Source organism: Streptomyces sp. NPDC002701 (assembly GCF_042889045.1).
In the GTDB taxonomy this organism is placed as follows: domain Bacteria; phylum Actinomycetota; class Actinomycetes; order Streptomycetales; family Streptomycetaceae; genus Streptomyces.
Genome location: NZ_JBIAQL010000006.1, coordinates 344,011 through 368,823, shown reverse-complemented (window position 1 = coordinate 368,823; position 24,813 = coordinate 344,011). Strand labels below are relative to the sequence as shown.

The following is a 24,813-nucleotide window of genomic DNA, read 5'->3' as shown; positions in this document are numbered from 1 at the left end:
CCCTCACCGTGCGTTTCGCCACCTATGAAGACCGACACCGCCGTCATGTGGCCGTCGTGGAGGAGGACGGCACCCTCTTCCCCCTGCCCGGCGTCAGCTCGCTCACCGCGCTGCTCACGGAGACCGGCGGCCTGCCCGGGCTGCTGGCCGCCGGTACGGCCGCCCTCGACGGGGCGCCGGGCCCTCATGTCTCCCGGGTACGGCCGCTGCCGCCCCTCCAACCCGCGTCCGTACGGGACTTCGTGACGTTCGAGGAGCACGTCGAGGGTGTCCGCCGGGCCGTGGAGGGCAGCGTGGGCGTCCCCGAACAGTGGTACGCGGCGCCGACCTTCTACTTCACCAACCCGCACGCGATCTACGCCCACCGCGACGGCGTACCGGTGCCACCCGGCTCGTCCACGCTCGACTTCGAACTCGAAGTGGGCGCCGTCATCGGCCGTGAGGGCCGCGACCTCACCCCGGAGCAGGCCCGCGACCACATCGTCGGCTACACCGTCTTCAACGACTGGTCGGCCCGCGACCTGCAGTCCGCCGAGATGAAGGTCGGGCTCGGGCCGTGCAAGGGCAAGGACACCGCGACCACCCTCGGCCCGTACCTCGTCACCGCCGACGAACTCGAGCGATACCGCGACGCCCACGGTTTCCTCCGCCTGGCACTCACCGCCCAGGTCAACGGCCACATGGTCGGTGAGGACCTGCTGTCCAACATGAGCTGGACCTTCGAGGAGATGACCGCGTACGCCTCCCGCGGCACCCGCGTCGTACCGGGTGACGTCCTCGGCTCCGGGACCTGCGGCAACGGCGGCTGCCTGGCCGAACTGTGGGGCCTGCGCGGCAAGCAGGACCCGCCACCGCTGAAGCCCGGCGACACCGTCACCCTCACCGTCGAGGGCATCGGCACCCTCACCAACACCGTCGTCCCCGGCGCCGAACCCGTACCCCTGCCGCCGGGCCGGCGCCGCACCCGGGAACGGCCGTGACCGGCCCGCGCCCCGGACGGCTCCCGGACAGGGTGGTCGTCGTCACCGGTGCCGCCCGCGGCCAGGGCGCCGCCGAGGCCCGGGCCCTGGCACGCGAGGGTGCCCGCGTCGTCGCCACCGACGTGTCCGAGGCGCCCGGCTGCCGCCGCCTGGACGTCACCAGCGAGACGGACTGGGCCGAACTTGCCGCCGAACTGCGCCAGACGTACGGCCAGGTGCACGGCCTGGTCAACAACGCCGGCATCACCTGGCGCGCCCGCCTCGGCGACGTACGCCCCGAGGACATGGCCCGCGTCCACGCGGTCAACGTCACCGGTCCGCTCCTCGGCATCCAGCACCTCGCGCCGCTCATGCCGCCCGGCTCCTCCATCGTGAACGTCGGCTCCTCGGCCGCCCTCACCGCCCACTACCCGGTCGCCTACACCACCAGCAAATGGGCGCTGCGCGGCCTGTCGAAGACCGCGGCCCTGGAGCTGGGTCCGCGGGGCATCCGGGTCAACACGATCCACCCGGGCTACATCGAGACCGAGATGACCGCCTCGGCCGCGCCCGCGTTCCGCGAGGCCAATGTCCGCGAGACCCCACTGGGCCGCACCGGCACCGTCGACGAGGTGGCGCCGTTGGTGGTCTTCCTGCTGTCGGACGAGTCGTCCTTCGTCACCGGCACGGAGATCGCGGTGGATGGCGGTCTGACGGCGCACGGCGGCGTCAAGTCCGTCTCCGACGCCGTGCGCGAGGAATAGCTGTTGTCGTCGGCCATCAGTGCGCACGGTCATGCTGCCGGGAGCAGCCGCACGGGAGGCGCTGCCCATGAGTGGATACCCATGCCGAAGCCGAGTCGGTTCAGGCGTCGGCCGTCGCCGTGGCCAGCAGCCGGGCGAGTTCGGCCGGCTTGGTGGTCATCGGCCAGTGGCCCGAGTCGATGTCGGCGTAGTCCAGGTGCTTGGTGCGGGCGGCCTCGGGCACGTCACCGGCGTCGATCCACTGCCGGGCCTGGGCGGGGGTGTACTCGGGGCACACCAGCAGCATCGGGACGTCGAACCGCCGTTCGTCCCTCAGCCGTACCTTGCCCTTGGCCACCCCCTCGGGCACGGGGATCGCCGCCGAGGCCATGCGGTGACGCGTCTCCTCGTCCAGGTCGTCGGAGTCGGGTCCCTCGAACGGGCCCCAGCCGGGGAAGGGCATCACACCGTCCTCGGTCTCGAAGAGGTCGGCGTACGACGCGCCGTCGGCGGACGGGAAGCCTCCGACGAGGACGACCTTGGCGATCCGATCCGGCCGCGCGTCGGCGGCCAGCCAGGCCAGGGTGCAGGCAGCGGAGTGCCCGACCACCATCGGCTTCTCCGGTGCCGCGTCCACGGCGGCGAGCACCGCCGCCACCTGGTCCTCCAGCGTGGCGGACTCGGCTCCGTCCCCCTGACCGGGGAGCGTGAGCGCCAGGGGGCGGTGGCCGAGTTTCTCGAGCGCCGGCACGACGTCGTCCCAGGCGGATCCGTCGAGCCACAGGCCGGCGATGAGCAGGATGTCCATGGATCAGTTCTCTTTCCCGTAGAGCCCGTGCGGTCGGTCACTGCCATCACGCTACGACCGCTTCCGGACAATCTGCTTCCGGAATATCTCGCGACCACCTAATCTGCCCGGGTGCCGACCGATCTCAGCCCCACCGCGCGCGCCCTGCGCACCCTCGAGATCCTCCAGTCCCGCACCACAGGGGTGACGGCCGACGAACTCGCCGCCTCCCTGCACATCACGGAGCGGGCCGCGCGCCGCTACGTCGCGATCCTCCGCGAGGCGGGCATCCCCGTGCACTCGACCCGGGGCCGCCACGGCGGGTACCGACTGGGGCGCGGGGCCCGGCTGCCGCCGGTCGTCTTCACGCAGCCCGAAGCGCTGGGCCTGGTCATGGCGGTCCTCGACGCTCAGCCGGCGGCCGCCGACCCCGATGCCGACGACCTCGTCGGTGCCGCCCTGGGCAAGGTCATCCGGGCGCTGCCCGAGAGCGTCGGCCGACAGGCGGCCGCCCTGCGCGAGCACGCGTCGGCGGCGCCGGACCGGAACGCGTCCCGCCCGGATCCCGCCCTCACGAGCACGCTCGTCACGGCCAGTGCGAATCGACGCCGCGTGCTGCTCACGTATCGGAGTGCGTCCGGCAGTGAGTGGGAGGCGGAGGTGGATCCCTGGGCGGTCGTCGTCCGCTACGGCCGCTGGTACCTCCTGTGCCATTCCCACCGCGCGGACGCGATCCGCACCTACCGGATCGACCGGGTCCGCGCGGTCCGGCAGACCGCCCACGGCTTCGACATGCCCGCTGGCCTCGACCCGGTGGCCGCGCTGGAGGAGAACCTGGGCAAGGGGTGGGAGTTTCCCACGCGGGTGGTGTTCGACGCCCCGATGGCGGAGGTGACGCCGTGGATCCGGCCGCCCATGGGACGGCTTGAACCGTCGGGAGACGGGTGCGTGCTCGTCGGCAGCACGAGGAACCCGACGATGTACGCGCAGGAGTGGTTGGCGCGGCTGCCGCTCGCCTTCCGCGTCGAGGGCGGGCAGGAACTGCGCGCGGCAGTGCAGGCGCTCGCGGCGCGTCTCACCGCCGCCGTGACGGACGAACCCCGCACACCGCTTCCGAGTCCAGGGAGCGGCTCGGCGGCCGCCGACGCCGGGGCAGCGCCGACGCCGGACCCATCGGCTTCGGCAGCCGGTGGTACTGGCGGTACGGCCGCCACCGGGGCTACCGGCGCTACCGGCGCCGCGACGAGGTCCCCTCGGTGACCACGGTTCGGCCACACGAGGTGGCGGTTCAGCTGCCGTCGTCGACGATGGCGGTGACGCGGATCTCCACGCGCATGGCGGCGAGGCCGAGGACCGTGACGCCGGTCTGGGTCCAGATCGGCGCGCGGCCGTCGAGGCGACGGCGGAACTGCTCCGCCATGACCGCGTTGTGGTCCTCGCCGATGACGTCATCTCCCGGTGCGACCTTGTGGTACGAGTTGACATGGATGACGTCCTTCCAGGTCGCGCCGACCGTGGCGAGCGTGCGCTCCACGTTGTCGAAAGCCTGGATGATCTCGTCTTCCAGCGCGTCAGGGATGACCAGGTCGTCATCCACTCCGGCCTGGCCGGAGATTTCGACCCGGTCGCCGACGCGGACGGCTCCGCTGTAGCCGAGAGCCGCGTGCAGCTTCTCGCCGTAGCCCGCAGTGATGCCGAAGGTGACGGTGCTCATGATGCTTCCTCTTCCTGCCCATAGGGGTGCGCTTCCTCGTCCATGAGTTCACGCGTAAAGTGACAGTAGCAGGAGATGACTTCAAGCGTAAAGCGATGGCGGAGTTCGTCGGGAGGACGGGAACATCCATGAGCGGCACGGGAGAGCCCATGAGTGGTACGGGCGAGCACGAGGACGATGAGGAGCTGCGATGGCTCGACGAGCAGGAGAAGGCGGCGTGGACGGGGCTGATCTCCCTTGTCCTGCTGCTGCCCGGCAAACTGGAGTCGCCGCTGCGGCAGGAACACGGCCTCACCCTGTTCGAGTACCTCGTGCTCAGCCACCTCTCGGAGGCCCCGCAGCGCAGACTGCGGATGGGAGAGCTGGCCTTCCTCGCCAGCGGATCGCTCTCCCGACTGTCCAACGTCAGCAAACGCTGTGAACAGCGCGGCTGGATCGTACGCAGCCCCGACCCGGCCGACGGCCGTTACACCCTCGCCGAACTCACCGACGCCGGCTTCGACATCGTGCGCCTGGCAGCGCCGACCCACCTGCGCGCCGTACGCCGCATCGTCCTCGACTCGCTCAACACCACCGACCAGAAGGCCCTCGTCCGCATCGCGGAGAAACTCCGCATCGTCCCCGACGACTTCGGCTGACGGCCACCCGCCGGTATGGACGGCGGACATGCGTGTCTGTCCTGGAACAGCGGACCGAGGCCGTCCCGGACCGGCTCAGCTCGGCTCGGACGCCGTCGGTGCGGCGGCGCGCATGTCCGCGCCGTAGGTCGTCCGGTAGTCCGGCACGACGACTCTGCTCGCCGGAGACATCTGGTGGACCTGGGCGACGAACCCGTCCAGGTCCATCGCCGGGTCACGGCGTGGTGGCTCGCTCAGCGGCTTCTCGAAGTTGTCCCAGTGCACGGGCACGACGACGCCGGGTTCCCCCAGCGCCCGCAGCAGCCGTGGCACGTAGCGGAAGGTAGCGGTGCTGGACGGCACCGCGACCATCGCGAGATCGGGGCTCAGCCCCCGCACGGCTCGCTCGGAGAAGTCGCTGGCACCCATCAGGAACGCCGACGGGCCACCGCTCCCTGCCGTCACCTGGAAAGCGAGCGTGTCGCCCTCCGGCAGGTCGGAGATGGTTCTGGGGGTCGCTGTCGGCGGCGCGGTCAGCGTGCCCGGCGCGAAATAGGAGTGCTGCTTGTTGCGGCTGTGCAGGCTCGACACGACCTCGACGGTGATCCCGGCGAAGTCCAGCACCTCACCGCCCTTCACCACCGAGATCTGTCCGGGGTCCACCCCGAACGCGACCAGCAGATGGAATGTGGTCTCCGTGCCGACGACCCGCGCTCCGGTGGACTTGGCGATGTGGGGCACGTCGGCGATGTGGTCCCAGTGCGAGTGACTGACCAGGACGACCTCGGGGTGGCCGATGTGCTCCTGTATCAGATCGGGGTCGCACCTCAGCTTCGTACCGGGTGTGAACCCTCCGTCGAAGAGGCCGGTCTTGAAACGGGTGATGTAGGGGTCGAAGAGGACTGTCCGCCCGTCGACGTCGATGCGCCAGCCGGAGGTGCCCAGCCAGCGGAAGGACGCCGAGCCTGCTGTCGGGGCCCTGTGAGCTGTCGTCTCGGCGTGGGTGGTCGTGGCGGAAAACAGCGGGGTGGCCGCGCCGAGCGCGGCGCCGCGCAGCACCGTGCGCCGGCCGAACACCTGCATGCGCCGCTTCGGGCGCTGTCCCTCTGTGTCGTCGTTCATGGCATGCAGGAGATCAGGACGCGACCCCCTGCGTCCAAGATCAAAATTCGGGTGTACTCATATGCGTCCGCATATGAGTACACGTCAGAGTCCTTTACTGCGGAGGAAATCGACGGCGATTCGCGCCGTGGCGCCGATCGCGGCGTCCACCGCCGTGCGCGAGGCGGCCAGCTCGCGCGTACGGGCGAAGACGGCAACCGCGTAGCGGCCTCCGTCGGGATACCGGACGACTCCCGCCTCCATGTGCAGCCCGGGCAAGGTTCCTGTCTTGGCCGCGACCGTCACCTCGTCGGGAAACCCCGACACCATCCGGTGCCGGAACACCTGGCGGGCCATCAGCTCCCGCACCTGCGAGCAAGCCTCCGGCGGCCCCGCCTCGTCACACCAGACGAGACGCAGGAGCCGGGTGATGTCACCGGGCGTACTGGCGTTGGTCCCCAGCGGATCCAGCACGCTCAGCCGCCTCTTTCGCTCGTCCGGCAGAGCCGGGTAACGGAGCGCGAACTCCGCCTCGTCACGCGCGCCCACCTCGGCGAGCATCGACTCCAGAACGTCACGAGGACCACCCACGATCCGCGTGCTGCCGAGCCCCAGCTCCGCGGCCAGCAGCCGCACCGTGTCCAGGCCGACCCGCGCCAGCAGCAGATCCGCCGCGGAGTTGTCGCTCACGGACATCGCGAAGAACGCCAGATCCCGCAACGACAGCTCGACGTCGTCCGCGCAGCCGGCCGTGCCCCAGCCACCGAGCCTGTCGGCCGCCGTCACCCGCACCCGCTCGCGGGGGTCGAGCTGCCCGGCGACGACCTGCCGCGCGAACTCCAGAACGAGCAGCACCTTGAAGATCGAGGCGATCACCACGGGCTCGTCCGCGCCGACGGCGACCTCCCGGCCGCGGGTCTCCGTCCCCGAGACCGCTCCGACGGCCGGGGCCTCGCCCACGGGGACCGCGTGCAACAGCCCGTCGGCCCCCGCCCCCGCGAAGATCTCACGGATCCGTTCCTCGACCATCGGTACGCCCCTCACGTAAGGTTCCTGACTGTGGATCTCCTGCGCCACCTGCGCATCTTCGTCGCCGTCGCCGACGAGTTGCACTTCAGCCGGGCCGCCGACCAGCTTGGCATGGCCCAACCACCGCTCAGTCAGGCGGTCCGCAGGCTGGAGAAGGACCTCGGAGCCGACCTGTTCGACCGATCACACCGCCAGGTGCGGCTCACCGCCGCAGGCATGGTGCTGCTGGACGAAGCACGCGAGATCCTCGCCCGCGAGCAGCGGTTACGGACACTGGCCCGCCGCGCCGGGGACGGTGGGCTGGGCACCCTGCGCGCGGGCATTCCTCCCGACACCACGGTCACCACGCTCTCCACCCTGCTCGCGGCCTGCGCGGAACACTCCCCCGGCCTGTCCGTCGATCTTCAGGAGATCACCACGGAGGAACAGCTGCGGCTACTCGCCTCCGGCGGGCTCGATGTCGGTCTCGTCCACCAGCCCGTGGACGCCACCGAACTCCACCTCGGCCCCGAGGTGCGCGCGGAACTCGGCGTCGTCCTGCCCCGCACCTCACCGCTGGCCCGGATCCCCGAGGTCGCGCTCGCCGAACTGTCCGGCCACGATCTGGTGCTCTTCCCCCGTGCCCAGGCCCCCGGCTGGTACGACTGGATCCTGGACACCTGTCGTGCCGACGGCTTCGTGCCCGGCCGGCTCCGGCACGCTGCCAACCCCGAGTTCCTGCTGGCCCTTGTCCACGCGGGCCACGGCCTCGCCTTCGACCGGGGGCCGGTGGCCCGCAAGGAGCCCCGCGTCGTCTGGCGCCCGCTGGCCGGCCGCCCGCTCACCCAGCGGACCACCGGTGCCTGGCCCTCCGGCCGGTCCTTCCACCCGGCCGCACCGCACTTCGCGGAGCTCGCGGCCGGTGTGCTCGGCCGCGACCGTACGGCGACCCTGCGCCGTGACGACAGCCCTCGTCCGCCCGACGGTCCGCCCCGCCCGTGGTCGGTGGTCTATGACGAGCGGAGCTGACAGGGTGCCGACCGCCGGCGCCGACCGCCCGCGTTTCGGGGCGGGGCGAGTACGGGGCGGCCCCGGCGGTGTTCGCCGCACGCGAGACCGGCCGCGCTCGACGACGCGCCCCGCCCGGGGCCAGGCACCGCGTCCGCGAACACGGCCGAGCCGCCCGCCTCGCCCCGGGGCCTGTCTCGGTGCGCAAGGCAGACGGCGTCAGCGGTCGACAGGGAGCACATGGTCCAGGCCGCTCTCGCGCAGGATCTGCTGGACGGTGGCCTCCAGGGTGCTGGCCGGGTCGATGACCGTCTCCAGAGCGTCGGGCAGCAGGTCCTTCTCCCGGTACCAGTCGCGCAGATGGTCCTCGGTCACCTGCTGGAGGTACTCGGCATCGGGCTTCGTCGCGTGCCGGAGGAGCGTCTCCGCGTAGGGCACGTGGAGGTAGTAGCACCGCGTGACGCCGCGGTGGGCGCGCACCAGGTCCCGCAGCATCGGGCCGTAGTGGTCTGCGTACAGGATGCCTTCCACGACGACGTGGAAGCCGTGGTCCAGGGCGTAGCGGGCGGTCAGGTCGATCAGGCCGATGTTCGCGGCCATGGGGCGGTCGCGTTCGCGCAGCACGGTCCGGCGCAGGTTGTCCTGGCCGACGATCGCGAGATTGCGGCCGAACTCCGTACGCAGCCCGGCCGCGACGGACGACTTTCCCGAGGCGCTGTTGCCGCGGATCACGACGAGGCGCGTGTCCTCGGTCCCCACCGCGCCCGGCGCCGTCGACAGGGCCTCCCGGTGCGGCCCAGTTCGGTTCGCACCTCCGCGAGGCCCTGTCGCCATACGCGGATGTTATCCGCGTGTTCAGGCTGGAAACCCGCGGACCGCTCCTGGTCCCCAGGCATCGGTGACGTGCGCCGGCACGCGGGTTTCCCGGCGGCGGCCTACCACCAAGGGGAGCAGGTTGCGCCGTTGGTCTCTCCCGGGCCGTACAGGACCGCGCAGACCTGGAAGGCCCGGCTCGCCGAGCTACTGGTCGGGTAGGCGGGCGTCGTGATCCTCGTGCCGGCCGACCTCACCTCGAACGGGCCGCACGTGATCACCGACTCCTTGTTGTCGTCGGTGACATACATCCAGACGGCGGCCCTGGCACCGGGTCCCCAATCGCCGGCTCCTCCGGTGCTCAAGACGCCCCACCCCATCTGTCTGCCGCCGACGTTGCCGGCCTGCATCGCCCATGAGGCGACGGCGTGGGGATTGCTGATCACCAGTGCTCCCGCCCCCGCCACACCCTGGCCGCTGAGACTGTCGGGGATGTCGGTGAAACCGTTGGCGCCTCCCGTGCAGTCGGATGCCGCCGCCTGAGCCGCGCCGGAAGAGCCGGCCAGGAGTCCTGCCCCGAGTACGAACGCGGCCGTTCCCACGCTGAGGATCCGGCGGATACTGTGCATGTCTTCTCCCTGATCGAAGAGCTGACGGCTCCCGCAGACCGGCCCTTCGCCGTCATGCCCCGCTGCCGGAACCTTCGTCCCGTCGTCACGACGGTGTCGGACGACTCTCTGTATGAGTCAGAAGCAGGCCGGAAGGTCGTCCTGCCAGACCGGGTCTGCGGGAGACGCGGGAGATGTCGCGTTACTGCACCACGATGGTCGCCGCGGACAATCCCAACCCCGGGAGCCGCCTCTTCGCGTCCCGGGGCGGGTCATCGTCTGCCGAGGCGTACGGCAGCCACGCGGCGCTGGTCCGTGCGCCCGGGCCGGTGCTCTCCGTGCGCCCATCTGTTCAGCACCCCGAACCACCGAAAGTAGGACCCCATGGTCACCGTCGTCACGCGAGACGGCAGCCTGCTCGGCGCGGACATCGGCGGCATCGCCGTCTTCAAGGGCATCCCGTACGCTGCCCCGCCCGTCGGACCGAACCGTTTCCTGCCACCCCGGCCCGTCACGCCCTGGGAGGGTGTGCGGGACGCGCTCTCCTACGGTCCCACGGCGCAGAAGGGCCCGTACCCCTCCCCGTTCGACGAGATCATCCCTGAGGTGGACATCCCCGGCGAGGACTGCCTGAACCTCAACGTCTGGACGCCGGACCGAACAGGTCGGCTGCCGGTGATGGTCTGGCTGCACGGCGGTTCCTTCACCAACGGTTCGGGCGCGGTGCCTCTTTACGACGGCAGCCGGTTCGCCCGTGACGGTGTCGTCTGTGTGACCGTCAACTACCGTCTGGGAGTGGACGGTTTTCTCCACCTCGGCCCTGGAGACACGGCCAATCTCGGCCTCCTCGACCAGCTCGCCGCACTGCGCTGGGTGCAGGAGAACGTCACCGCGTTCGGCGGTGACCCCGGCAAGGTCACCGTGTTCGGTGAATCCGCCGGAGCCATGAGCATCGGCGCCCTACTGGCCGCACCCCGTGCCGCCGGACTCTTCCGCCGTGCCATTCTGCAGAGCGGCGCCGCGCACCACATCCTCCGCCCGGACACCGCCCGCGGACTCGGCCACCACCTGGCCGGCCTGCTCGGCACAGCCCCGACCCGTGAAGCCCTCGCGGCCGTTCCGCTCGACCGACTTGTCCAGGCCGCGGAGGAACTGCGCTCGGCCGTCGCGGCCACCCCCGACCCGGTCCTGTGGGGCGAGGCCGCGATGAACCTGATGCCCTTCGAACCCGTCGTCGACGGCGACCTGCTGCCTCTTCCCCCGATCGAGGCGATCGCTGCCGGCGCGGGCAGTGACGTCGACATCCTGATCGGCACCAACAGTGACGAGTTCCGGCTCTTCCTCGTGCCGACCGGTCTCCTCGACGTCCTGGGCCACCCTCATCTGAGGGCCGCGGCGGCGGGCTACGGCCTCGACCCCGACGAGGCCGTAGCCGTCTACCTCGTGGACTACCCGGACGCCACCCCCGGCGAGCTACTGTCCGCGCTGACCACCGACTGGTTCTACCGCCTCCCCGCGATCCGCCTCGCCGAGGCCCGCGCCGGACAGCGAGGCAGCACGTATCTGTACGAGTTCGGCTGGCGGCCGCCCACCTTCGACGGCCGGATCGGCGCCTGCCACACGGCCGAGATCCCCTTCGTCTTCGACAACCTGGGCGATCCGGCCATGCTTCCCCTGCTCGGTGTCGACCCTCCGCAGGGGCTCGCCGACGTCATGCACGGCGCCTGGGTCTCCTTCGCGACCGACGGCAGGCCGGGCTGGGCCGAGTACGATCCCGAGGAGCGCATCACCATGCACTTCGACACCGTCCCGGAGGTCCGCACGGATCCCCGCGCGCGGCAACGGTCCCTGTGGGACGGCCACCGGTAGGGCCCTGCCCGATCGAGCTTGTGGGCCGGCGGCGAAGCGAGAATGACGCCAGCGCCGGACCTTCTGGCCGACGACGCCGGACACAAGCTTGTGAGGACTCTGTGGCGGACCGTACTGAGCTGGGACGCTTCCTGCGAACCCGGCGTGAGGCCCTGCGGCCCTCGGACGTCGGACTGATTCCCGGCAGTCGCCGTCGTACTCCAGGACTGCGGCGCGCCGAGGTGGCACTGCTCGCCGATGTCTCCGTCGACTACTACGAACGGCTGGAACAGAGCCGGGGTGCCAACGCTTCGGAAGCACTTCTCGCCGACCTCGCGCGGGCACTGCGACTCACCCTGGACGAACGGGACTATCTCTTCCGGCTGGCTGGACACACGCCGCCGGCGGAAGTGTCGACGGGACGGTATGCCGAGCCCGGCATGATGTTCCTGCTCGACTCGCTCACCACCGTGCCCGCCCACATCGTGGACGACCTCACCACCCTGGTTGCGCAGAACGCGCTCAGTACCACGCTGTTCGGCCCCTGGACACAGCGTCCCGGCCGTCAGGCCAACGCGATCTGGCGATGGTTCACCGAACCGGATTCGCGCAGGCGGGACTTTCTGGAGACCGAGGACGCGACCGGACGTGCGTACGTCGCCGGTCTGCGGGCGGCCGCTGCCGCCCGCGGCCACGACGACGTCGTCAGGGAGCTGATCGCCGACCTGTCGGCTCGCAGTGCGGAGTTCGCGACGTACTGGGACAAGATGGAGGTCGAACCCAACAGATCGACGGCCAAGACCCTCCACCACCCCGAGGCAGGTGCTCTCGACGTGCACTGCGACATCGTTCTCAGCGCGACGGGCGGTCACCGCCTGGTCGTCCTGCGCCCACAGCCGGGCTCGGGAACCGCGGAACGCTTCGAGTCCCTTCAGGCGCACGGCTTGCGGCACATGCCTGGCGACGGGTCTGGTGCTGCACCGGCATCACCGCCCCTGGAGTGAACCGTTTGCGCCTCCCATCAGTTGGCCAGGCATGCGGAACGTTTCGCGGACATCCGGCCCACTGCTGCCTGCCCGAAGCCATCGCACACGATCGACCTCCGTCATCTGCTGAGATCTCGCTGGGCGCTCTCGCCCTCGGTTGGTAGCGTGCGATGCGGAACGGGGGTGGGCCGGTGCGCCCAGTGCTGCTGGTGGACGTGGACGGGCCGCTCAATCCGTATGCCGCGAAGCCGTATCGACGGCCCGAGGGCTATCAGACGCACCGGCTTCTGACGCCCCGCTGGGAAGCCGCCGAACGGCGTCGGCTGACCGAGTGGGGGTTGCCGAACAAGCCCGTGAAACCGCTGCGGGTGTGGCTCAACCCAGCTCACGGCCCGGCACTGGCCGCGCTCCCCTTCGAGCTGGTGTGGGCCACCACGTGGGAGGAGGAAGCCAACGCTTTCGTCGCGCCGGTTCTGGGGCTGCCCGAGCTGCCGTTCATCGCCTGGCCCTCGCCGCGGGACGCGCCCGGGGACGGTGTGTTCTGGAAGACGCCGGAGATCGTCGCGTGGGCGAAGGGCCGGGCGTTCGCCTGGATCGACGACGAGATCACCGAGGCGGATCGTGCCTGGGTGAACAGGCATCACAGTGGCCCCGCTCTCCTGCACCGGGTCGATCCCCGCTGCGGTCTCACCAGCAACGACTTCGCCGCACTCACGGCGTGGTCGACCGGCCTGCGCTGACTACGGCCGGCAGGCAGCCGTCCGTGACGCTGTTCCGGACGGTCAGTGAAAGACCGCCGGGTCACTCCTGCCTCGCTCTGGTGGTCGCGTCCCTATTCCTGGTGGGTCGCGGTCGCGAGGGGCGGTTCCATGAGGTCGCGCAGTTGGGAACGGGCGGTGATGCCCAGCTTGGGGAAGCTGCGGTAGAGGTGCGAGCTGACCGTGCGCGGGGAGAGGAAGAGCTTCTCGCCGATCGCACGGTTGGTCAGCCCGCGCGCGGCGAGTCGGACGATCTGCTGCTGTTGCGGGGTGAGTTCGGCGAGCGCGTCGGGGGCCGCGTCAGTGATGTCGAGGCCGGCGGCGCGCGATTCGGCCCTGGCACGCTCGATCCAGGGGCGCGCGCTCAGGCGACGGAAGATCTCCAGGGCCTCGGTGAGCGGCCCACGCGCCTCTGCGATGCGCCGACGGCGACGCAGCCACTCGGCGAGGTCCAGCAAGGTCTGTGCGCGTTCGAAGGGCCAGTACTCCAGTACCGGGTCCGCCAGAGCCGCCCGGAAGTGCGGTTCGGCGTCCTCGGGATCCGCCAGCAGGCCACGGGCTCGGCTGATCAGTGCACGCAGACGAGGGGAAGCGTTGTCCGCCAGTGCGGATGCCGAGCGTTCGACGATCGCGCCGGCCTCCTCGTGGTGGCCGCAGCGCACAGCGGCGGCGGCCAGATCCGCGAGGGCCGGGTAGGAGGAGTGGTAGTGCACGGGCGCACCGTCCGCCGTGAAGATCAGCCGGAGTTGGCCGTACGCGGCCTCATAGGCACCTTCCGCTGCTGCCGCGGCGCCGAGGGCACGGCGGGCGTAGACGGCGACCGAGCGGCTCTCCAGCGGATCGATGAGCATGAGCGCGTCCTCGGCCCGGGTCCGGGCCGAGGACGTGTCGCCCTGGAGGGCCAGCACGGTGGCGTCCACGGTGGCCGCACAGGCCACGGCGTGGTCGAGGCCGGCCGCCCGGCCGACCGCGGTGGTGCGGGCGCATGCCTCACGGGCCTGTTCCCACAGTCCTCGTTCCACATAGGCCCAGCCGACCGCACCGCCCAGCCCTTCGGGCAGCGCTCCTTGCAGCTCCCAGCGGTCCAGGGCTGTGTCGAAGGCGCGGACGGCCTGTGGGGTCTCGTCCAGCAGCCACGCCATGATCCCGGCAGAGCTGAGCCGCTCCGGCCGTGCTTCGGCCTCGGCAATCAACTGCGGTAGCAGGCGGACAAGTTGATTCCGGTCGTCGAAGGGGTCCGAGACGGCCCTCACCCAGGTGCGCAAGCCTGCGTGTGAGTCGTTCGCGGGAAGGCGCCGCAGGATTTCCTGGATGCGGTGGCGCTGGGTGTCCACTCCGGAGTAGAAGCGGACCACGGCGGCGCCGGCCACGAGGTCCAGCGCGGCGGCGGGCTGGGAGGCCGCCAACTGCTCAGCCGCGTCGGCCAGTCGGGAGAAGACCACCGTGTGGCGCACGGTCAGGACCGCCAGCCGTCCGGCCTGCACGGCGGCGGAGGCCAGCAGGGTCGCGTCATCCGTGCGGGTGCGTGCCGTGGCGACCAGCTCCTCGACCCAGGCGATGTCTCCGGTGAACACGGCCGCGGATGCGGCCTCGACCAGCAGCCGGGCACTGTCCTCGCGTCGCGGTGCGAGTTCCGCGGCCCGTTGCAGGGCCTGGGCCGCCGCCGCATGGCCGCCGCGGCGGCGGGCCCGGGCGGCGGTCCACTCCAGTTCCGCCGACACGGCCGCGTCCGGTTGCGGGCAGGCGGCGGCAAGATGCCAGGCACGCCGGTCCGGTTCGTCCCGCAGCATGTCGGCGAGCGCGAGATGAGCCTCGCGCTGGGCGTCAAGGGATGCGGCGTGATACACGGCGGAGCGGACCAGTGGGTGGCGGAACCGCACGTCCCGGCCGGTCCGTCGGACCAGTCCGGCCCGCTCGGCCGGCAGCCAGGCCGCGTCCTCGGCTCGTGGCAGCCCCGCGGAGACGGCGATCATGGAGTCGGCGCTGTCCATGGCGGCCAGGAGCAGCAGAGCCCGTGTGGTGGAGGCGGGGAGGTCGTCCAGACGGGCGGCGAAGATCCGCTCCAGGCGGTCGGTGAGCGGGAGCGGGCCTGCGGACGACAACCCCGCGGCCGTGTCGGGTGCCGAGGCCGCTCTCGTCAGTTCCATCAGCGCCAGCGGGTTGCGGCCCGCCTGGTCGAGTATCCGCGACCTGGTGCGACCCGTGGGGCGCGTCGCCTGTACATCCAGCAGTTGGTTGGCGGCGTCGTCGTCGAGCGGTCCCAGGGTGAGCACCGGCACCTGACGGTCGAATCCCGGAAGGTGATCACCACCACGGGCCCCGATCAGCATCGTGACCGGTTCACCGTCCAACCGCCGCGCGGCGAAGGCCAGCACATCCAGGGAGGCACGATCGAACCACTGCGCGTCGTCCAGCACTACGAGCACCGGCTGCTGGTCGCCCATGCCTGACAACAGGCTCAGGACGGCGACCCCGACCAGCATGAGATCGGGTCCCGAGGCAGCCGCCCCCTCGCCGAAGGCGTCCCGCAACGCGGCGCGCTGCTTCGCCGGCAGTCCGTCCACCGCGGCCGGCACCGGCCGCAGCAACTGGTGCAGCGCGGAGAACGCCAGGTTCGACTCCGACTCACTGCCCTCGGCACGCAGTGCGCGAGCACCGCCGGCTTCGGCCCGGCGTACCGCACGCTCAAGGAGCGCGCTCTTGCCCGTGCCTGCATCACCGACCAGCATCAGCACCGGGTCGTCCGACACCGAGTCCACCGCACGAAAGAGGCGTGCCAATTCTGCGTCCCGGCCGACGATCGGCTCCCCTGGATCCGGCTTCGGTCCCATGACCGCACCGCGGTCGCCTGTGTCGTCGCCCACGGAGTCTCCCGGAATTGCGTCTTTCGACCGGCGCCGCCCTGCACCGACCCCTCCAGGCTACAAGCGGCCGGACCGGATGCCGGGCCGTGCGCCCAGGTGCAGTCACGTTACGGATACCGCGAACGCCCAGGCCGCTCCTACGGTTCCGGGAAAGATTCCCCATTCCGAGGATTTCTCATGGACCAGATCGAGTTGGGCAACGTATCCGTCACACGGGTATGGGAGTATTTCGGCTCCGTCGAAATGACGCCGCACGCCTTCTTCCCGGACAGTTCGAAGGAGGTGTGGGACGACAGCGCGCCCTGGCTGACCCCGCATTTTCTTGATTCCGAGACCAATATCGTGAATTCCGCGATTCAGACCTGGCTGCTGCGCAGCGAAGGCAGGACGATCCTCGTCGACACCGGTGTGGGCAACCACAAGGACCGCCCGTACGCGCCGGTCTGGAGCCGCCTCGAAACAGGCTTCCTGGGCAATCTCGCACGCGCCGGCGTCGCGCCCGAGGACGTGGACATCGTGATCAACACCCATCTCCACATCGATCACGTCGGCTGGAACACGTACCTGGACGGTCGCCAGTGGGTGCCCACTTTCCCGAACGCCACCTATCTGATGCCTAAGGACGACTTCGACTTCTGGAATCCCGAGAACGGCCACAAACCGCTGCTCGGGCGAGGTAACCAGAACGTCTTCGAGGACAGTGTGGCCCCGGTGCACCAGGGCGGCCAGACGCTGCTGTGGGAAGACAGCCACCAGATCGACGCCGGTCTCCGCCTGGACGCGGCTCCCGGACACACCCCGGGCTCCTCCGTCCTGACTCTCACCTCGGGGACGGACCGCGCGGTGTTCGTCGGCGACATGCTGCACAGTCCCGTGCAGATCATCGAGCCCGACTCCAACAGCTGCTTCTGCGAGGACCCCGCGGGCGCCCGCGCCACCCGCCGCAAGGTGCTGGGCTGGGCGGCCGACAACAACGCACTCGTGATCCCCGCGCACCTGGGCGGCCACGGCGCCGCCGAGGTGGTACGCGAGGGAGACACGTTCGCCATCAAGGGCTGGGCCCCCTTCGCCCCGTACACCGTAAATGCCTGAGTCCTGCGGAGAGGCACGAGACATGAGCCACCACCCCGAGCCCGTCGTGACCACGGCGCAGGGAGCCGTCCGTGGCCTGCGCCGGGGCGACACCGCCACTTTCCTGAACATCCCCTACGCCGCCCCGCCCCGCGGCGCCGGCCGGTTCGGGCCGCCGCAGCCGCACGAGCCGTGGGACGGCGTACGGGACGCCACCGTGCCGGGCCCCAACGCGCCGCAGTCCGAACGCCGGCTCGGCAGCGTGGACATGTCCCCCTACTTCGGCTCCGGCTGGAGCCGTGGCGAGGACTACCTCACCGCCACCATCTGGACACCCGCCGCCGGGGGCGGCGATCTGCCTGTCATGGTGTTCGTCCACGGCGGCGGATTCGTCGCCGGATCGACGCGGTCGGCGCTGTACGACGGTTCCGCCTTCGCCCGCGACGGCGTCGTCCTCGTCACCCTCAATTACCGGCTCGGCATCGCCGGGTTCCTCGACATCCCCGGCGCGCCCGCCAACCGCGGCCTGCTCGATGTCGTCGCCGCCCTGCGCTGGGTCCAGGAGAACATCGCCGTCTTCGGCGGCGACCCGCACAACGTCACCCTCTTCGGCCAGTCGGCCGGGGCGACCATCGTCGGCGGCGTCCTCGCCGCCCCCGAGGCCGCCGGCCTGTTCCGCCGGGCGATCGTCCAGAGCGGCAGCGGCCTGGGGGCGTTCACCACCGAGCAAGCCGCCCGTGTCACCCGGGCAGCGGCCGAGGTGCTGGGCATCGAGCCCCAGGCCGACGCCTTCGCCACCGTCACCGACGACCGCCTGGTCGACGCCGCCTCCCGGCTCGCGGGCATCGACCTACGGACCGAGACGCATCACGACCCACTGATCGGACTCAGCCCCTTCAGTCTGGTCCTCGACACGCAGCCCGCCGAATCCGTCGCGGCCGGCTTCAGCGGCGACGTCGACCTGCTCATCGGGACCAACACCGAAGAGGGACGCCTGTATCTGGTCCCGATGGGGCAATACGCCACCTCGACCGCCGGTGACGTCGACCAGACGGCGGCGCGCTCGCACCCGGAGCCGGCGCGACTCGTGGAGACGTACCGGAAATCCCGCCCGGAGGCGTCCTTCGGAGAGCTGCGCTCCGCCATCATGGGCGACGCGCTGTTCGGCGTAGGCAGCTGGGCCCTGGCCGGCGCACATGCCGCCCACTCCGAACTCGCCACCTATGCCTACGAGTTCGCCTGGCGGTCCCACGCCCTGGACGGAGAGCTCGGCGCCACCCACGGGGTCGAGCTGCCCTTCGTCTTCGATGTCGCCCATCTTCCGCAGCTGCACGGATCCGCCACCCTGCTCGGCCCCGACGAACCCCCCGTGGATCTCGCCGCCCGTATGCACGGGACGTGGATCCAATTCGCCAGGACCGGCGACCCCGGCTGGGACCCGTACGACGACGAGCGTCGGGCCACGATGCGCATCGACACCGAGTGGACCCAGGTCGAGGACCCCCGCAGCCACGAACGCCATGCCTGGCGCTGACCTCCGGCCACCCTCTCCCCGGCTGTAGTACCGGTTACGGAATCTGTAGTACCGGTTATGGGATCAGCAGCAGTTTCCCCGTGGTCGTACGCGACTCGATGTCCGCGTGGGCCCTTGCCGCTTCTGCCAGCGGGTAGCGGCCGCCGATCCGGACGACCAGCTCGCCCCTCTCGACCAGCGCGAACAGTTCGGCCGCGTGCGCGGCGAGCTCCTCGTGGGTACGGACGTGGTCGGGAAGTGTGCCGTAGGTGAGGCGGGTGCTGCGCGGGATCTCGTTCATCGCGATGGTCGGCACGTCGCCGATCAGGGGTCCGTAGAACACCATCGTGCCGTGCGTACGCAGTACTTGCAGTGAGGCGGAGAACGTCGGGCCGCCCGCGCCGTCGAACACCGCGTGCACCCCCTCGCCGCCGGTCAGCTCCTGCACTGCCCCGACAAACGCGTCGCCCGTGGAGACCACGACGTGGTCAGCGCCGGCGGCGATGGCGATCTCGGCCTTCTCCGGCCGCGACACCAGGCCGATCACGATGCCGCCGCGAGCTTTGATCATCTGGGTGAGCAGCAGTCCGACCCCGCCGGCCGCGGCGTGCACGAGCGTGATGTCCCCGGGCTGTACCGGGTGGCAGACGGTGGAGTGGTGGTGTGCGGTCAGGCCCTGCAACAGCACGGCCGCGGCCGTCTCGTCGTCGATGGCGTCGGGCACCGCGACGACGTTGGCCACGGGAAGGACGATCTGCTCCGCATAGCTTGCCTGGGTCTCGAGCGTCAGCCACGCGACACGATCCCCCGGGGCGAACTCATGCACGCCCTCACCCGTTTCCCTCACCACACCGGCACCCTCTATGCCGGGCATCTCGGCCGTCCGCCCTCTGCGGACACCGACGTCGAAGAAGTTCACTCCGGCTGCCCGGACGTCCACCGACACCTCTCCTGGGCCCGGACGAGGTGTCGGCCGCTCGTGCAGCTGCAGCACTTCCGGTCCGCCTGCTTCGCTGATGACTATCGCTCTCATGCGGCCGAAGCTAGGTTCCAAAAAATGTACCTGCAAGTACACTTTTTGAGATGAGCACGAGGAAGGGCGAGGCAACTCGCCTGCGCATAGTCGAAGCCGCCGCAGCCGAGATCCGGGAACGTGGCGCGAACGCCACCACGCTTGACGACGTAGGTCGGCGCAGCGGAACGGGAAAGGGGCAGATGTTCCACTACTTCCCGCAGGGCCGGGAAGAGCTCCTGCTGGCGGTCGCCACACATGAAGCCGACCGCGTGTTCGAGAGTCAGCAGCCGTACCTGAACGAACTCATCTCGCGGGCGGCCTGGGAAGCGTGGCGCGATCTCATCATCAAGCAGTACCGCGACCAAGGGCTGTACTGTCCGCTCGGGGTGCTGATCTCCGACGTGGGCCGCCACAGTCCGGCCTCGCAAGCCGTCGCGGCGCAACTGGTGCGGCGCTGGCAGGAATGCGTCCGAGCCGGCATCGAGGCCACACAAGCGGCCGGCGAGGCCGACCCGGAGCTCGACGCCGACCGCACGGCCGCAGCCGTGATCGGCACCATCCAGGGCGGTGTCACCGTCCTGCTCTCCACCGGCTCCACGGAACACCTGGAAGCCGGCCTGAACCTCTGCCTCGACCACCTGCTGTTGTGACCATGCGTGCGCTCGCCGGTGGCGCTTCCGCCCCCTGCTGCCGAGCAGCAGCCCGACCGCCGTCGCGGGACCAGGCAGTACTAGTCAGTACTAGTTGAGAATGCCGAAGCCGCTGTCGGTGAGGGCCACCACGCGGGGATGGCTGTGTGGGTGGCGCAGTCCCTCGGGGTGCCTGTCCTGGGCGCGGTACGCCGGAAGGCCCACCGCGACGGCAATTCCCCCGATGGCAACCGCCACACCTGCGGCGATCGCGAACACCTTGCCGGACTGGTAGTAGAACGCCATCAGTCCGCCCATGATGAGCGCAGACGGAATCAGGATGAGTCCGAGGGTCAAGCTCCACATGGCCAGCATCCGGGAACGCAGCGCGGGTCGCCAGACCTTCTTGCACCGGGCGCAGAGCGGGACGCGGATCTTGGTCTTGCGGTAAGCGACAATGATGACGCCCGGGAAGGCGCCACCCCCTTCCTCACGGCGCAGCCTGACGTTCAGCGCGGACGAGTGCCGCGCCGGATCACCACAACTCCAGCATGGCTCACCGCTGTTCACCGGATTCCGTCCCCTCTTCCACGAGGTGCCGTCCCAGCATACGGACAACGACTCGTCCGGCACAGACGCTCGGCGGCGCCGAAAGTACAGCTCCGGCCGCGCGGACGCATAGCCAGTGGTCGGCGTCGTGGTATCCCGGCCGAGAGACTGCTCCCGGCTCCTACTCCAGCCACGCTCCCTCGCGCATGAGGACTCTGCCACGCAGTTCAGGCTCGCCGCGCCAGGCAAGCACGGTCTTCGGCGCCACGCGTATGTACAGGAAAGAGCATTCTTCCGTACGTGGGTCCCACCCGAACTTGTCGGCGAACGCGTCCGCCGCGTCCTTGGGCACGCCTCGCTCCGAGAAGCACTCCGCCTCCCCCTTCAGGAGCACCACGTCGAAGGTGTCCGGCAATGCCAGGCGCACACGGGGCTCCTTGCGCGCGTTACGCGCGGTGGCGGAGGTCTCGCCGGTGCACATCCACACAGTCTGTCCGTCCCACCAGAACCACAACGGCACTTGATGCGGGCCATGCTCCGGATGGGCCGTCGACACCCATACGTCCCGTTCTCGGGCAAGTCGTTCAAGAGTGTCGCGCCTGCGCTCCGGCACATCACGCCGAGTGGTTCCCGTGGTATCCATGGACGCCGACCCTAGCCAGCCGTTCCCATGCGCGCCTCGGGCGTCGGTCCTACATCTCGGTGGTTCCGCCTGACTACCGGCTCCGGCATGCTCCCCCCAAGGTCACGGCGGCTGCGCGGGTCGAGGGCCGGGGGGTCGGGGGCCGGTCATCGCGACCGTTCACCACCCCGCCACGGTCGCGCTGTTGACGCGCGTAGCGAGCGGCTCCAAGCTGGGCACCGATCACCGCCGCGAGGGCGGTCGTCACACCAGCCGAACAACGATGACCCGGAGGTCGGGATGTTCAGACGGATGGCACGTTCCCTCATCGCGTTTGTCATGGTCGCGTCGGGAATGGTGATCGGCGTGAGCGCCACCGCGGGCACCGCGCACGCCGACGAGTGCTATACCTGGAGCCGCCCCCTCTCCCAGGGCGCCTCCGGCAACGACGTCACGCAGCTCCAGATCCGCGTCGCGGGATGGGTCACCTCCGGCGAGCGTCTTTCCTACGACGGCCAGTTCGGTGCCCGCACGACCGCCGCCGTCAAGAAGTTCCAGTCCGCGTACGGCCTCGCCGCCGACGGAGTCGCCGGAGAGGCGACCTTCAGCAAGCTGTACGCACTTCAGGACGCGGACTGCACTCCGATCCACTTCAGCTACGCCGAGCTCAACCGCTGCAACTCCGACTGGTCCGGCGGGGCGGTCTCCGCGGCCACCGCCAAAGCGAACGCGCTGAAGACCATGTGGAAACTTGAAGCCATGCGGCACGCGCTCGGTGACGTCCCCCTGACCGTCTCCAGCGGCTTCCGCTCCCGCGCCTGCAACAGCGCCGTCGGCGGCTCGTCCACCAGCCGCCACCTGTACGGCGACGCCGCCGACCTCACCGGCTCCCCCACCCTGTGCCGCCTCGCCCAGCAGGCCCGCACGCACGGTTTCTCGGAGATCCTCGGCCCGGGCTACCCCGGCCACGACGACCACACCCACGTCGCGCTCGACCCCTCCCCCTACTGGTCCGCCCCCACCTGCGGCGTCTGAGCCCTCGTCGTCCGAGTCGGCGGCTGCCGGTGACCCAGCAGACCCAGGCGGGTCTACGACCTCACCGACGTGTCGCCGACCGGCCGACACCGAGACCACCCGCTCGGGCGGGCGTTGCGAGCCCTCCGACAGCGTCGGCTACTCAGCCCGGTGGAGCGATCTGCTCGGGCGGGCGCGTGAGCTCGGCGAGGTAGGCGTCCAGGGGCCCGACATGCCCTGGCAGCTCTTCGCGAAGATCCCACCAGCGAATGGCAGTGGTCTCCTCGTTGGCCTGGAAGTCGCGGACTCCCGCACAGTGACCCGCGAACACGGCCAAGTATTCGGCCCGTTGATCGGGTGCCAGGACGAAGCCTGCGTAACCGACGAACCCCAGTGGTCCGGTCGGCTCCTGCCCGCTCTCCTCCAACAGTTCACGCACAGCCGCCTGACGAGGTGTCTCACCTTGCTCGATGCACCCACCAGGCAGTTCCCAGGACTGACGGTATCGGTCGAAGACCATGAGGACCCTGCCCGCACACCACAGGGCGACGAGCGCTGCAGGCAGTGGCGCGTCTCCCGGCGGAGTCGCCTCGTCCCCCCGCGTGAACGAGAGCAGGGTGTTGCCACGGTCATCGGCTGCGAGCGGTCGGTCGGCCACGTTCACATGCTTCCCGGCCCACCCTTTCGCAAAGCAGAGGGCGGCCATCGCAACCTCCGGCCATCGCCCCCCGCCATCTCCACTCCGGTCGGCATCCAACCGGCGCGGTGGTCGCCTCGGCCGCCGGACGGTCCTGAGCGTGCTCCGCGGATCCAGAACGGCGAAGGCGCAGTGGACGATGCCACAGCCCACGATCTGCGTGACTCAGAGGATGGACAGGGCGGCGCGGGGCCGCGACCGGTCCCCTGTTCCGGTCGCGGCCCCGTGTGCGTGGGTGCCCGGGTGTTCCGGTTCGCGGCCCCGCGTGCGGGGAGGCGCCCGGGTCGGTCACTGACCGCAGCAGCCGCCCGCCGGGGCCTGCTCGGCAGCCCCGACCGCGGCGGGGGCGCCGAGCTGGACCAGTTGCGGTGCGGGGGCGCAGCAGCCGCCGTCGGTTTCCTGGGCGTCGGCGGCGTCGAACAGGCCGGCGCCGCCGCAGACTCCGGTCTCGGGCAGGGTGAGTTCGACCTTGTCGGCCGCCTCCAGGTCGCCGGCGATCGCGGCGGCGACGGAGCGGACCTGCTCGTAGCCGGTCATCGCCAGAAACGTCGGGGCGCGGCCGTAGGACTTCATCCCGACCAGGTACACCCCGGGTTCGGGGTGGGAGAGTTCGCGGTGGCCATGGGGATAGACGGTGCCGCAGGAGTGCTGGTTGGGGTCGATCAGCGGAGCCAGCTCGACCGGCGCCTGGAGGCGCTCGTCGAGCCCCAGACGCAGTTCGCCGAGGAAGGACAGGTCCGGGCGGAACCCGGTCAGCACGATCACCTCGTCGACCGCGTCCAGGCGGCGCCCGTCCTCGCCGACCAGGATCAGGCAGCCGTCGGCGTCGCGTTCGATCGCCTCCGTACGGAAGCCGGTCACCGCGTCCGCGTGGCCCTCGTCGACGGCGGCCTTCGCCGCCAGACCGAGCGCGCCGCGCGCCGGGAGCTGATCGGCCTCACCGCCGCCGAACGTGGAGCCCGAGATACCTCGGCGCAGGATCCACACCCCCTTCGTTCCCGCGCCGCCGTCGGACCGGGCGAGGTCGGCGAGGTAGGCGAGGGCGGTGAAGGCGGAGGCCCCGGAGCCGATGACGGCGGTGCGCCTGCCCGCGTACCGGGCGCGCACGGCCGGGTCCTGCAGGTCCGGGACGCGGTAGGTGATCCGGTCGGCGGCGGCCCTTTCGCCGAGGGCGGCGAGTCCACTGCCACCGGCGGGGCCGGGGGTGGCCCAGGTGCCGGAGGCGTCGATGACCGCGCGGGCGAAGACGCGCTCCTCGCGACCGTCGTCGTGGGTGATGTGCACGACGAACGGCTGCTGCTCGCGGTCGGCGTCGACGGTGCGGTCCCGGCTGGCCCGGGAGACTCCGGTGACGGTGGCGCCGAGGCGTACGCGGTCGCCGAGGACGTCGGCGAGCGGTTGCAGGTAGAGGTCGGCCCAGTCGCCGCCGGAGGGGTAGGTGACCGGGTCGGGGCGTGTCCAGCCGGTGGGGGCGAGGAGCTTCTCGGCGGCCGGGTCGACGACCTCTCCCCAGGTGGAGAACAGGCGCACGTGGGACCACTCGCGCACCGCCGCACCGATCTGGCGGCCGGCCTCCAGGACCAGGGGCTCTATGCCCCGGCCGAGGAGGTGGGCGGCGGCGGCCAGTCCGGCGGGTCCGGCCCCGATCACGGCGACGGGCAGCTCGGTGGTGGCGGACGCGGTCACGGCGACTCCTTGCGTGTTTCGACGTCTGTCGATGGCTTGCGCGACCCAGCATGGCACCTGTATCGATGAGCGTCAACATAGACATCCGTCGAATTCGACGGAACCTGCTGACGCCCTTGGCGGAGCGCATCGGCGTCCCCGTGATCGGCGCCGGCCAGTCCGGACTCCCTGCCGCCCACGCCTGGCTGCTGTCCGGATGACAG

At 70.6% G+C, this 24,813-nt stretch carries 25 protein-coding genes; 13 read left to right on the top strand and 12 right to left on the bottom strand.

All coding sequences use genetic code 11. The annotated features are described in order from the left end of the window. The first annotated feature begins 8 nt into the window (after nt 1-8). On the top strand, nt 9-980 hold the full coding sequence (locus tag ACFYXC_RS20230) for a fumarylacetoacetate hydrolase family protein (RefSeq protein WP_389553378.1): 972 nt from the start codon (nt 9-11) through the stop codon (nt 978-980). Continuing rightward, nucleotides 977-1,723: an SDR family NAD(P)-dependent oxidoreductase gene (locus ACFYXC_RS20225; RefSeq protein ID WP_389553376.1), complete on the top strand. Its 747-nt coding sequence runs from the start codon at nt 977-979 to the stop codon at nt 1,721-1,723. The genes ACFYXC_RS20230 and ACFYXC_RS20225 overlap by 4 nt, the downstream gene beginning before the upstream one ends. 100 nt (nt 1,724-1,823) lie before the next feature. On the opposite strand, the gene ACFYXC_RS20220 is transcribed toward ACFYXC_RS20225, so the two are convergent. Beyond that, nucleotides 1,824-2,510, bottom strand: a complete 687-nt coding sequence (locus ACFYXC_RS20220) for an alpha/beta fold hydrolase (RefSeq protein WP_389553374.1) — start codon at nt 2,508-2,510, stop codon at nt 1,824-1,826. 111 nt (nt 2,511-2,621) lie between these two features. On the opposite strand from ACFYXC_RS20220, the gene ACFYXC_RS20215 reads away from it, so the two are divergent. Further along, nucleotides 2,622-3,749, top strand: a complete 1,128-nt coding sequence (locus tag ACFYXC_RS20215) for a helix-turn-helix transcriptional regulator (RefSeq protein ID WP_389553372.1) — start codon at nt 2,622-2,624, stop codon at nt 3,747-3,749. A gap of 28 nt (nt 3,750-3,777) precedes the next feature. Here ACFYXC_RS20215 and ACFYXC_RS20210 read toward each other — a convergent pair whose 3' ends face one another. Further along, nucleotides 3,778-4,203, bottom strand: a complete 426-nt coding sequence (locus tag ACFYXC_RS20210) for a Rid family hydrolase (protein WP_388909864.1) — start codon at nt 4,201-4,203, stop codon at nt 3,778-3,780. A gap of 128 nt (nt 4,204-4,331) precedes the next feature. Here ACFYXC_RS20210 and ACFYXC_RS20205 point away from each other — a divergent pair, with 128 nt between their 5' ends. After that, entirely contained in the window at nt 4,332-4,841 is a 510-nt protein-coding gene (locus ACFYXC_RS20205; protein WP_389553370.1) for a MarR family winged helix-turn-helix transcriptional regulator, read from the top strand. Between the two features lie 75 nt (nt 4,842-4,916). Here ACFYXC_RS20205 and ACFYXC_RS20200 read toward each other — a convergent pair whose 3' ends face one another. Both ACFYXC_RS20200 and ACFYXC_RS20195 read right to left on the bottom strand, forming a co-directional pair. Next, nucleotides 4,917-5,942 carry an MBL fold metallo-hydrolase gene (locus ACFYXC_RS20200; RefSeq protein ID WP_389553368.1) on the bottom strand — a complete coding sequence of 342 codons (1,026 nt, stop codon included), beginning with the start codon at nt 5,940-5,942 and terminating at the stop codon, nt 4,917-4,919. 84 nt (nt 5,943-6,026) lie between these two features. Further along, nucleotides 6,027-6,950 (bottom strand): serine hydrolase, encoded by a 924-nt coding sequence (locus ACFYXC_RS20195; RefSeq protein WP_389553499.1) that lies wholly within the window; start codon nt 6,948-6,950, stop codon nt 6,027-6,029. 39 nt (nt 6,951-6,989) lie between these two features. Between ACFYXC_RS20195 and ACFYXC_RS20190 the strand changes: the two genes are divergently transcribed. After that, nucleotides 6,990-7,958 (top strand): LysR family transcriptional regulator, encoded by a 969-nt coding sequence (locus ACFYXC_RS20190; RefSeq protein ID WP_389553497.1) that lies wholly within the window; start codon nt 6,990-6,992, stop codon nt 7,956-7,958. A gap of 198 nt (nt 7,959-8,156) precedes the next feature. Here ACFYXC_RS20190 and ACFYXC_RS20185 read toward each other — a convergent pair whose 3' ends face one another. Further along, a complete protein-coding gene (locus ACFYXC_RS20185; protein ID WP_389553366.1) occupies nt 8,157-8,771 on the bottom strand; it encodes an AAA family ATPase in 615 nt (204 codons plus the stop codon). Nucleotides 8,772-8,872: 101 nt separating this feature from the next. After that, a complete protein-coding gene (locus ACFYXC_RS20180; RefSeq protein WP_389553365.1) occupies nt 8,873-9,379 on the bottom strand; it encodes a hypothetical protein in 507 nt (168 codons plus the stop codon). Nucleotides 9,380-9,742: 363 nt separating this feature from the next. Here ACFYXC_RS20180 and ACFYXC_RS20175 point away from each other — a divergent pair, with 363 nt between their 5' ends. The 3 genes from ACFYXC_RS20175 (at nt 9,743) to ACFYXC_RS20165 (ending at nt 12,932) form a co-directional block, all read left to right on the top strand. Further along, nucleotides 9,743-11,227 (top strand): carboxylesterase/lipase family protein, encoded by a 1,485-nt coding sequence (locus ACFYXC_RS20175; RefSeq protein WP_389553363.1) that lies wholly within the window; start codon nt 9,743-9,745, stop codon nt 11,225-11,227. 101 nt (nt 11,228-11,328) lie between these two features. Further along, complete coding sequence (locus ACFYXC_RS20170) at nt 11,329-12,210, top strand: helix-turn-helix transcriptional regulator (RefSeq protein WP_389553362.1); 882 nt, start codon at nt 11,329-11,331, stop codon at nt 12,208-12,210. A 152-nt stretch (nt 12,211-12,362) separates the two neighbouring features. Beyond that, nucleotides 12,363-12,932, top strand: coding sequence for a hypothetical protein (locus ACFYXC_RS20165; RefSeq protein WP_389553360.1), 570 nt, complete (start codon nt 12,363-12,365; stop codon nt 12,930-12,932). A 92-nt stretch (nt 12,933-13,024) separates the two neighbouring features. Here the strand turns inward: ACFYXC_RS20165 and ACFYXC_RS20160 are convergent, their stop codons facing one another. After that, complete coding sequence (locus tag ACFYXC_RS20160; protein ID WP_389553495.1) at nt 13,025-15,781, bottom strand: AAA family ATPase; 2,757 nt, start codon at nt 15,779-15,781, stop codon at nt 13,025-13,027. Nucleotides 15,782-15,991: 210 nt separating this feature from the next. Between ACFYXC_RS20160 and ACFYXC_RS20155 the strand changes: the two genes are divergently transcribed. Beyond that, nucleotides 15,992-16,906 (top strand): MBL fold metallo-hydrolase, encoded by a 915-nt coding sequence (locus ACFYXC_RS20155; protein ID WP_389553358.1) that lies wholly within the window; start codon nt 15,992-15,994, stop codon nt 16,904-16,906. Nucleotides 16,907-16,928: 22 nt separating this feature from the next. Then, nucleotides 16,929-18,419 carry a carboxylesterase/lipase family protein gene (locus ACFYXC_RS20150; RefSeq protein ID WP_389553356.1) on the top strand — a complete coding sequence of 497 codons (1,491 nt, stop codon included), beginning with the start codon at nt 16,929-16,931 and terminating at the stop codon, nt 18,417-18,419. Between the two features lie 55 nt (nt 18,420-18,474). Here ACFYXC_RS20150 and ACFYXC_RS20145 read toward each other — a convergent pair whose 3' ends face one another. Further along, complete coding sequence (locus ACFYXC_RS20145; protein ID WP_389553354.1) at nt 18,475-19,431, bottom strand: quinone oxidoreductase family protein; 957 nt, start codon at nt 19,429-19,431, stop codon at nt 18,475-18,477. Nucleotides 19,432-19,481: 50 nt separating this feature from the next. Here ACFYXC_RS20145 and ACFYXC_RS20140 point away from each other — a divergent pair, with 50 nt between their 5' ends. Further along, a complete protein-coding gene (locus ACFYXC_RS20140; protein ID WP_389553352.1) occupies nt 19,482-20,063 on the top strand; it encodes a TetR/AcrR family transcriptional regulator in 582 nt (193 codons plus the stop codon). Nucleotides 20,064-20,153: 90 nt separating this feature from the next. Here ACFYXC_RS20140 and ACFYXC_RS20135 read toward each other — a convergent pair whose 3' ends face one another. Beyond that, the gene (locus tag ACFYXC_RS20135) at nt 20,154-20,612 is read right to left on the bottom strand and encodes a hypothetical protein (RefSeq protein WP_389553350.1); all 459 of its coding nucleotides are present in this window, start codon (nt 20,610-20,612) and stop codon (nt 20,154-20,156) included. A gap of 160 nt (nt 20,613-20,772) precedes the next feature. Then, on the bottom strand, nt 20,773-21,234 hold the full coding sequence (locus ACFYXC_RS20130) for a pyridoxamine 5'-phosphate oxidase family protein (protein WP_389553348.1): 462 nt from the start codon (nt 21,232-21,234) through the stop codon (nt 20,773-20,775). Nucleotides 21,235-21,513: 279 nt separating this feature from the next. Between ACFYXC_RS20130 and ACFYXC_RS20125 the strand changes: the two genes are divergently transcribed. Beyond that, on the top strand, nt 21,514-22,248 hold the full coding sequence (locus ACFYXC_RS20125; RefSeq protein ID WP_389553347.1) for a D-Ala-D-Ala carboxypeptidase family metallohydrolase: 735 nt from the start codon (nt 21,514-21,516) through the stop codon (nt 22,246-22,248). Nucleotides 22,249-22,390: 142 nt separating this feature from the next. On the opposite strand, the gene ACFYXC_RS20120 is transcribed toward ACFYXC_RS20125, so the two are convergent. After that, nucleotides 22,391-22,933, bottom strand: coding sequence for an NUDIX hydrolase (locus ACFYXC_RS20120; RefSeq protein WP_389553345.1), 543 nt, complete (start codon nt 22,931-22,933; stop codon nt 22,391-22,393). Nucleotides 22,934-23,212: 279 nt separating this feature from the next. Beyond that, nucleotides 23,213-24,610: an NAD(P)-binding domain-containing protein gene (locus ACFYXC_RS20115; RefSeq protein WP_389553343.1), complete on the bottom strand. Its 1,398-nt coding sequence runs from the start codon at nt 24,608-24,610 to the stop codon at nt 23,213-23,215. A 65-nt stretch (nt 24,611-24,675) separates the two neighbouring features. Here ACFYXC_RS20115 and ACFYXC_RS20110 point away from each other — a divergent pair, with 65 nt between their 5' ends. Beyond that, nucleotides 24,676-24,810 (top strand): hypothetical protein, encoded by a 135-nt coding sequence (locus tag ACFYXC_RS20110; RefSeq protein WP_389553341.1) that lies wholly within the window; start codon nt 24,676-24,678, stop codon nt 24,808-24,810. The last annotated feature ends 3 nt before the right edge of the window (nt 24,811-24,813 follow it).

Bases quoted from the DNA above. Each gene is read 5' to 3' on its own strand.
- ACFYXC_RS20175 (WP_389553363.1), top strand. From the start codon at position 9,743: ATGGTCACCGTCGTCACGCGAGACGGCAGCCTGCTCGGCGCGGACATC.
- ACFYXC_RS20220 (WP_389553374.1), bottom strand. From the start codon at position 2,510: ATGGACATCCTGCTCATCGCCGGCCTGTGGCTCGACGGATCCGCCTGG.
- ACFYXC_RS20130 (WP_389553348.1), bottom strand. From the start codon at position 21,234: ATGGATACCACGGGAACCACTCGGCGTGATGTGCCGGAGCGCAGGCGC.
- ACFYXC_RS20210 (WP_388909864.1), bottom strand. From the start codon at position 4,203: ATGAGCACCGTCACCTTCGGCATCACTGCGGGCTACGGCGAGAAGCTG.
- ACFYXC_RS20110 (WP_389553341.1), top strand. From the start codon at position 24,676: ATGAGCGTCAACATAGACATCCGTCGAATTCGACGGAACCTGCTGACG.
- ACFYXC_RS20160 (WP_389553495.1), bottom strand. From the start codon at position 15,781: ATGGGACCGAAGCCGGATCCAGGGGAGCCGATCGTCGGCCGGGACGCA.
- ACFYXC_RS20180 (WP_389553365.1), bottom strand. From the start codon at position 9,379: ATGCACAGTATCCGCCGGATCCTCAGCGTGGGAACGGCCGCGTTCGTA.
- ACFYXC_RS20165 (WP_389553360.1), top strand. From the start codon at position 12,363: ATGCGGAACGGGGGTGGGCCGGTGCGCCCAGTGCTGCTGGTGGACGTG.
- ACFYXC_RS20120 (WP_389553345.1), bottom strand. From the start codon at position 22,933: ATGGCCGCCCTCTGCTTTGCGAAAGGGTGGGCCGGGAAGCATGTGAAC.
- ACFYXC_RS20150 (WP_389553356.1), top strand. From the start codon at position 16,929: ATGAGCCACCACCCCGAGCCCGTCGTGACCACGGCGCAGGGAGCCGTC.
- ACFYXC_RS20205 (WP_389553370.1), top strand. From the start codon at position 4,332: ATGAGCGGCACGGGAGAGCCCATGAGTGGTACGGGCGAGCACGAGGAC.
- ACFYXC_RS20145 (WP_389553354.1), bottom strand. From the start codon at position 19,431: ATGAGAGCGATAGTCATCAGCGAAGCAGGCGGACCGGAAGTGCTGCAG.
- ACFYXC_RS20125 (WP_389553347.1), top strand. From the start codon at position 21,514: ATGTTCAGACGGATGGCACGTTCCCTCATCGCGTTTGTCATGGTCGCG.
- ACFYXC_RS20195 (WP_389553499.1), bottom strand. From the start codon at position 6,950: ATGGTCGAGGAACGGATCCGTGAGATCTTCGCGGGGGCGGGGGCCGAC.
- ACFYXC_RS20185 (WP_389553366.1), bottom strand. From the start codon at position 8,771: ATGGCGACAGGGCCTCGCGGAGGTGCGAACCGAACTGGGCCGCACCGG.
- ACFYXC_RS20200 (WP_389553368.1), bottom strand. From the start codon at position 5,942: ATGAACGACGACACAGAGGGACAGCGCCCGAAGCGGCGCATGCAGGTG.
- ACFYXC_RS20155 (WP_389553358.1), top strand. From the start codon at position 15,992: ATGGACCAGATCGAGTTGGGCAACGTATCCGTCACACGGGTATGGGAG.
- ACFYXC_RS20140 (WP_389553352.1), top strand. From the start codon at position 19,482: ATGAGCACGAGGAAGGGCGAGGCAACTCGCCTGCGCATAGTCGAAGCC.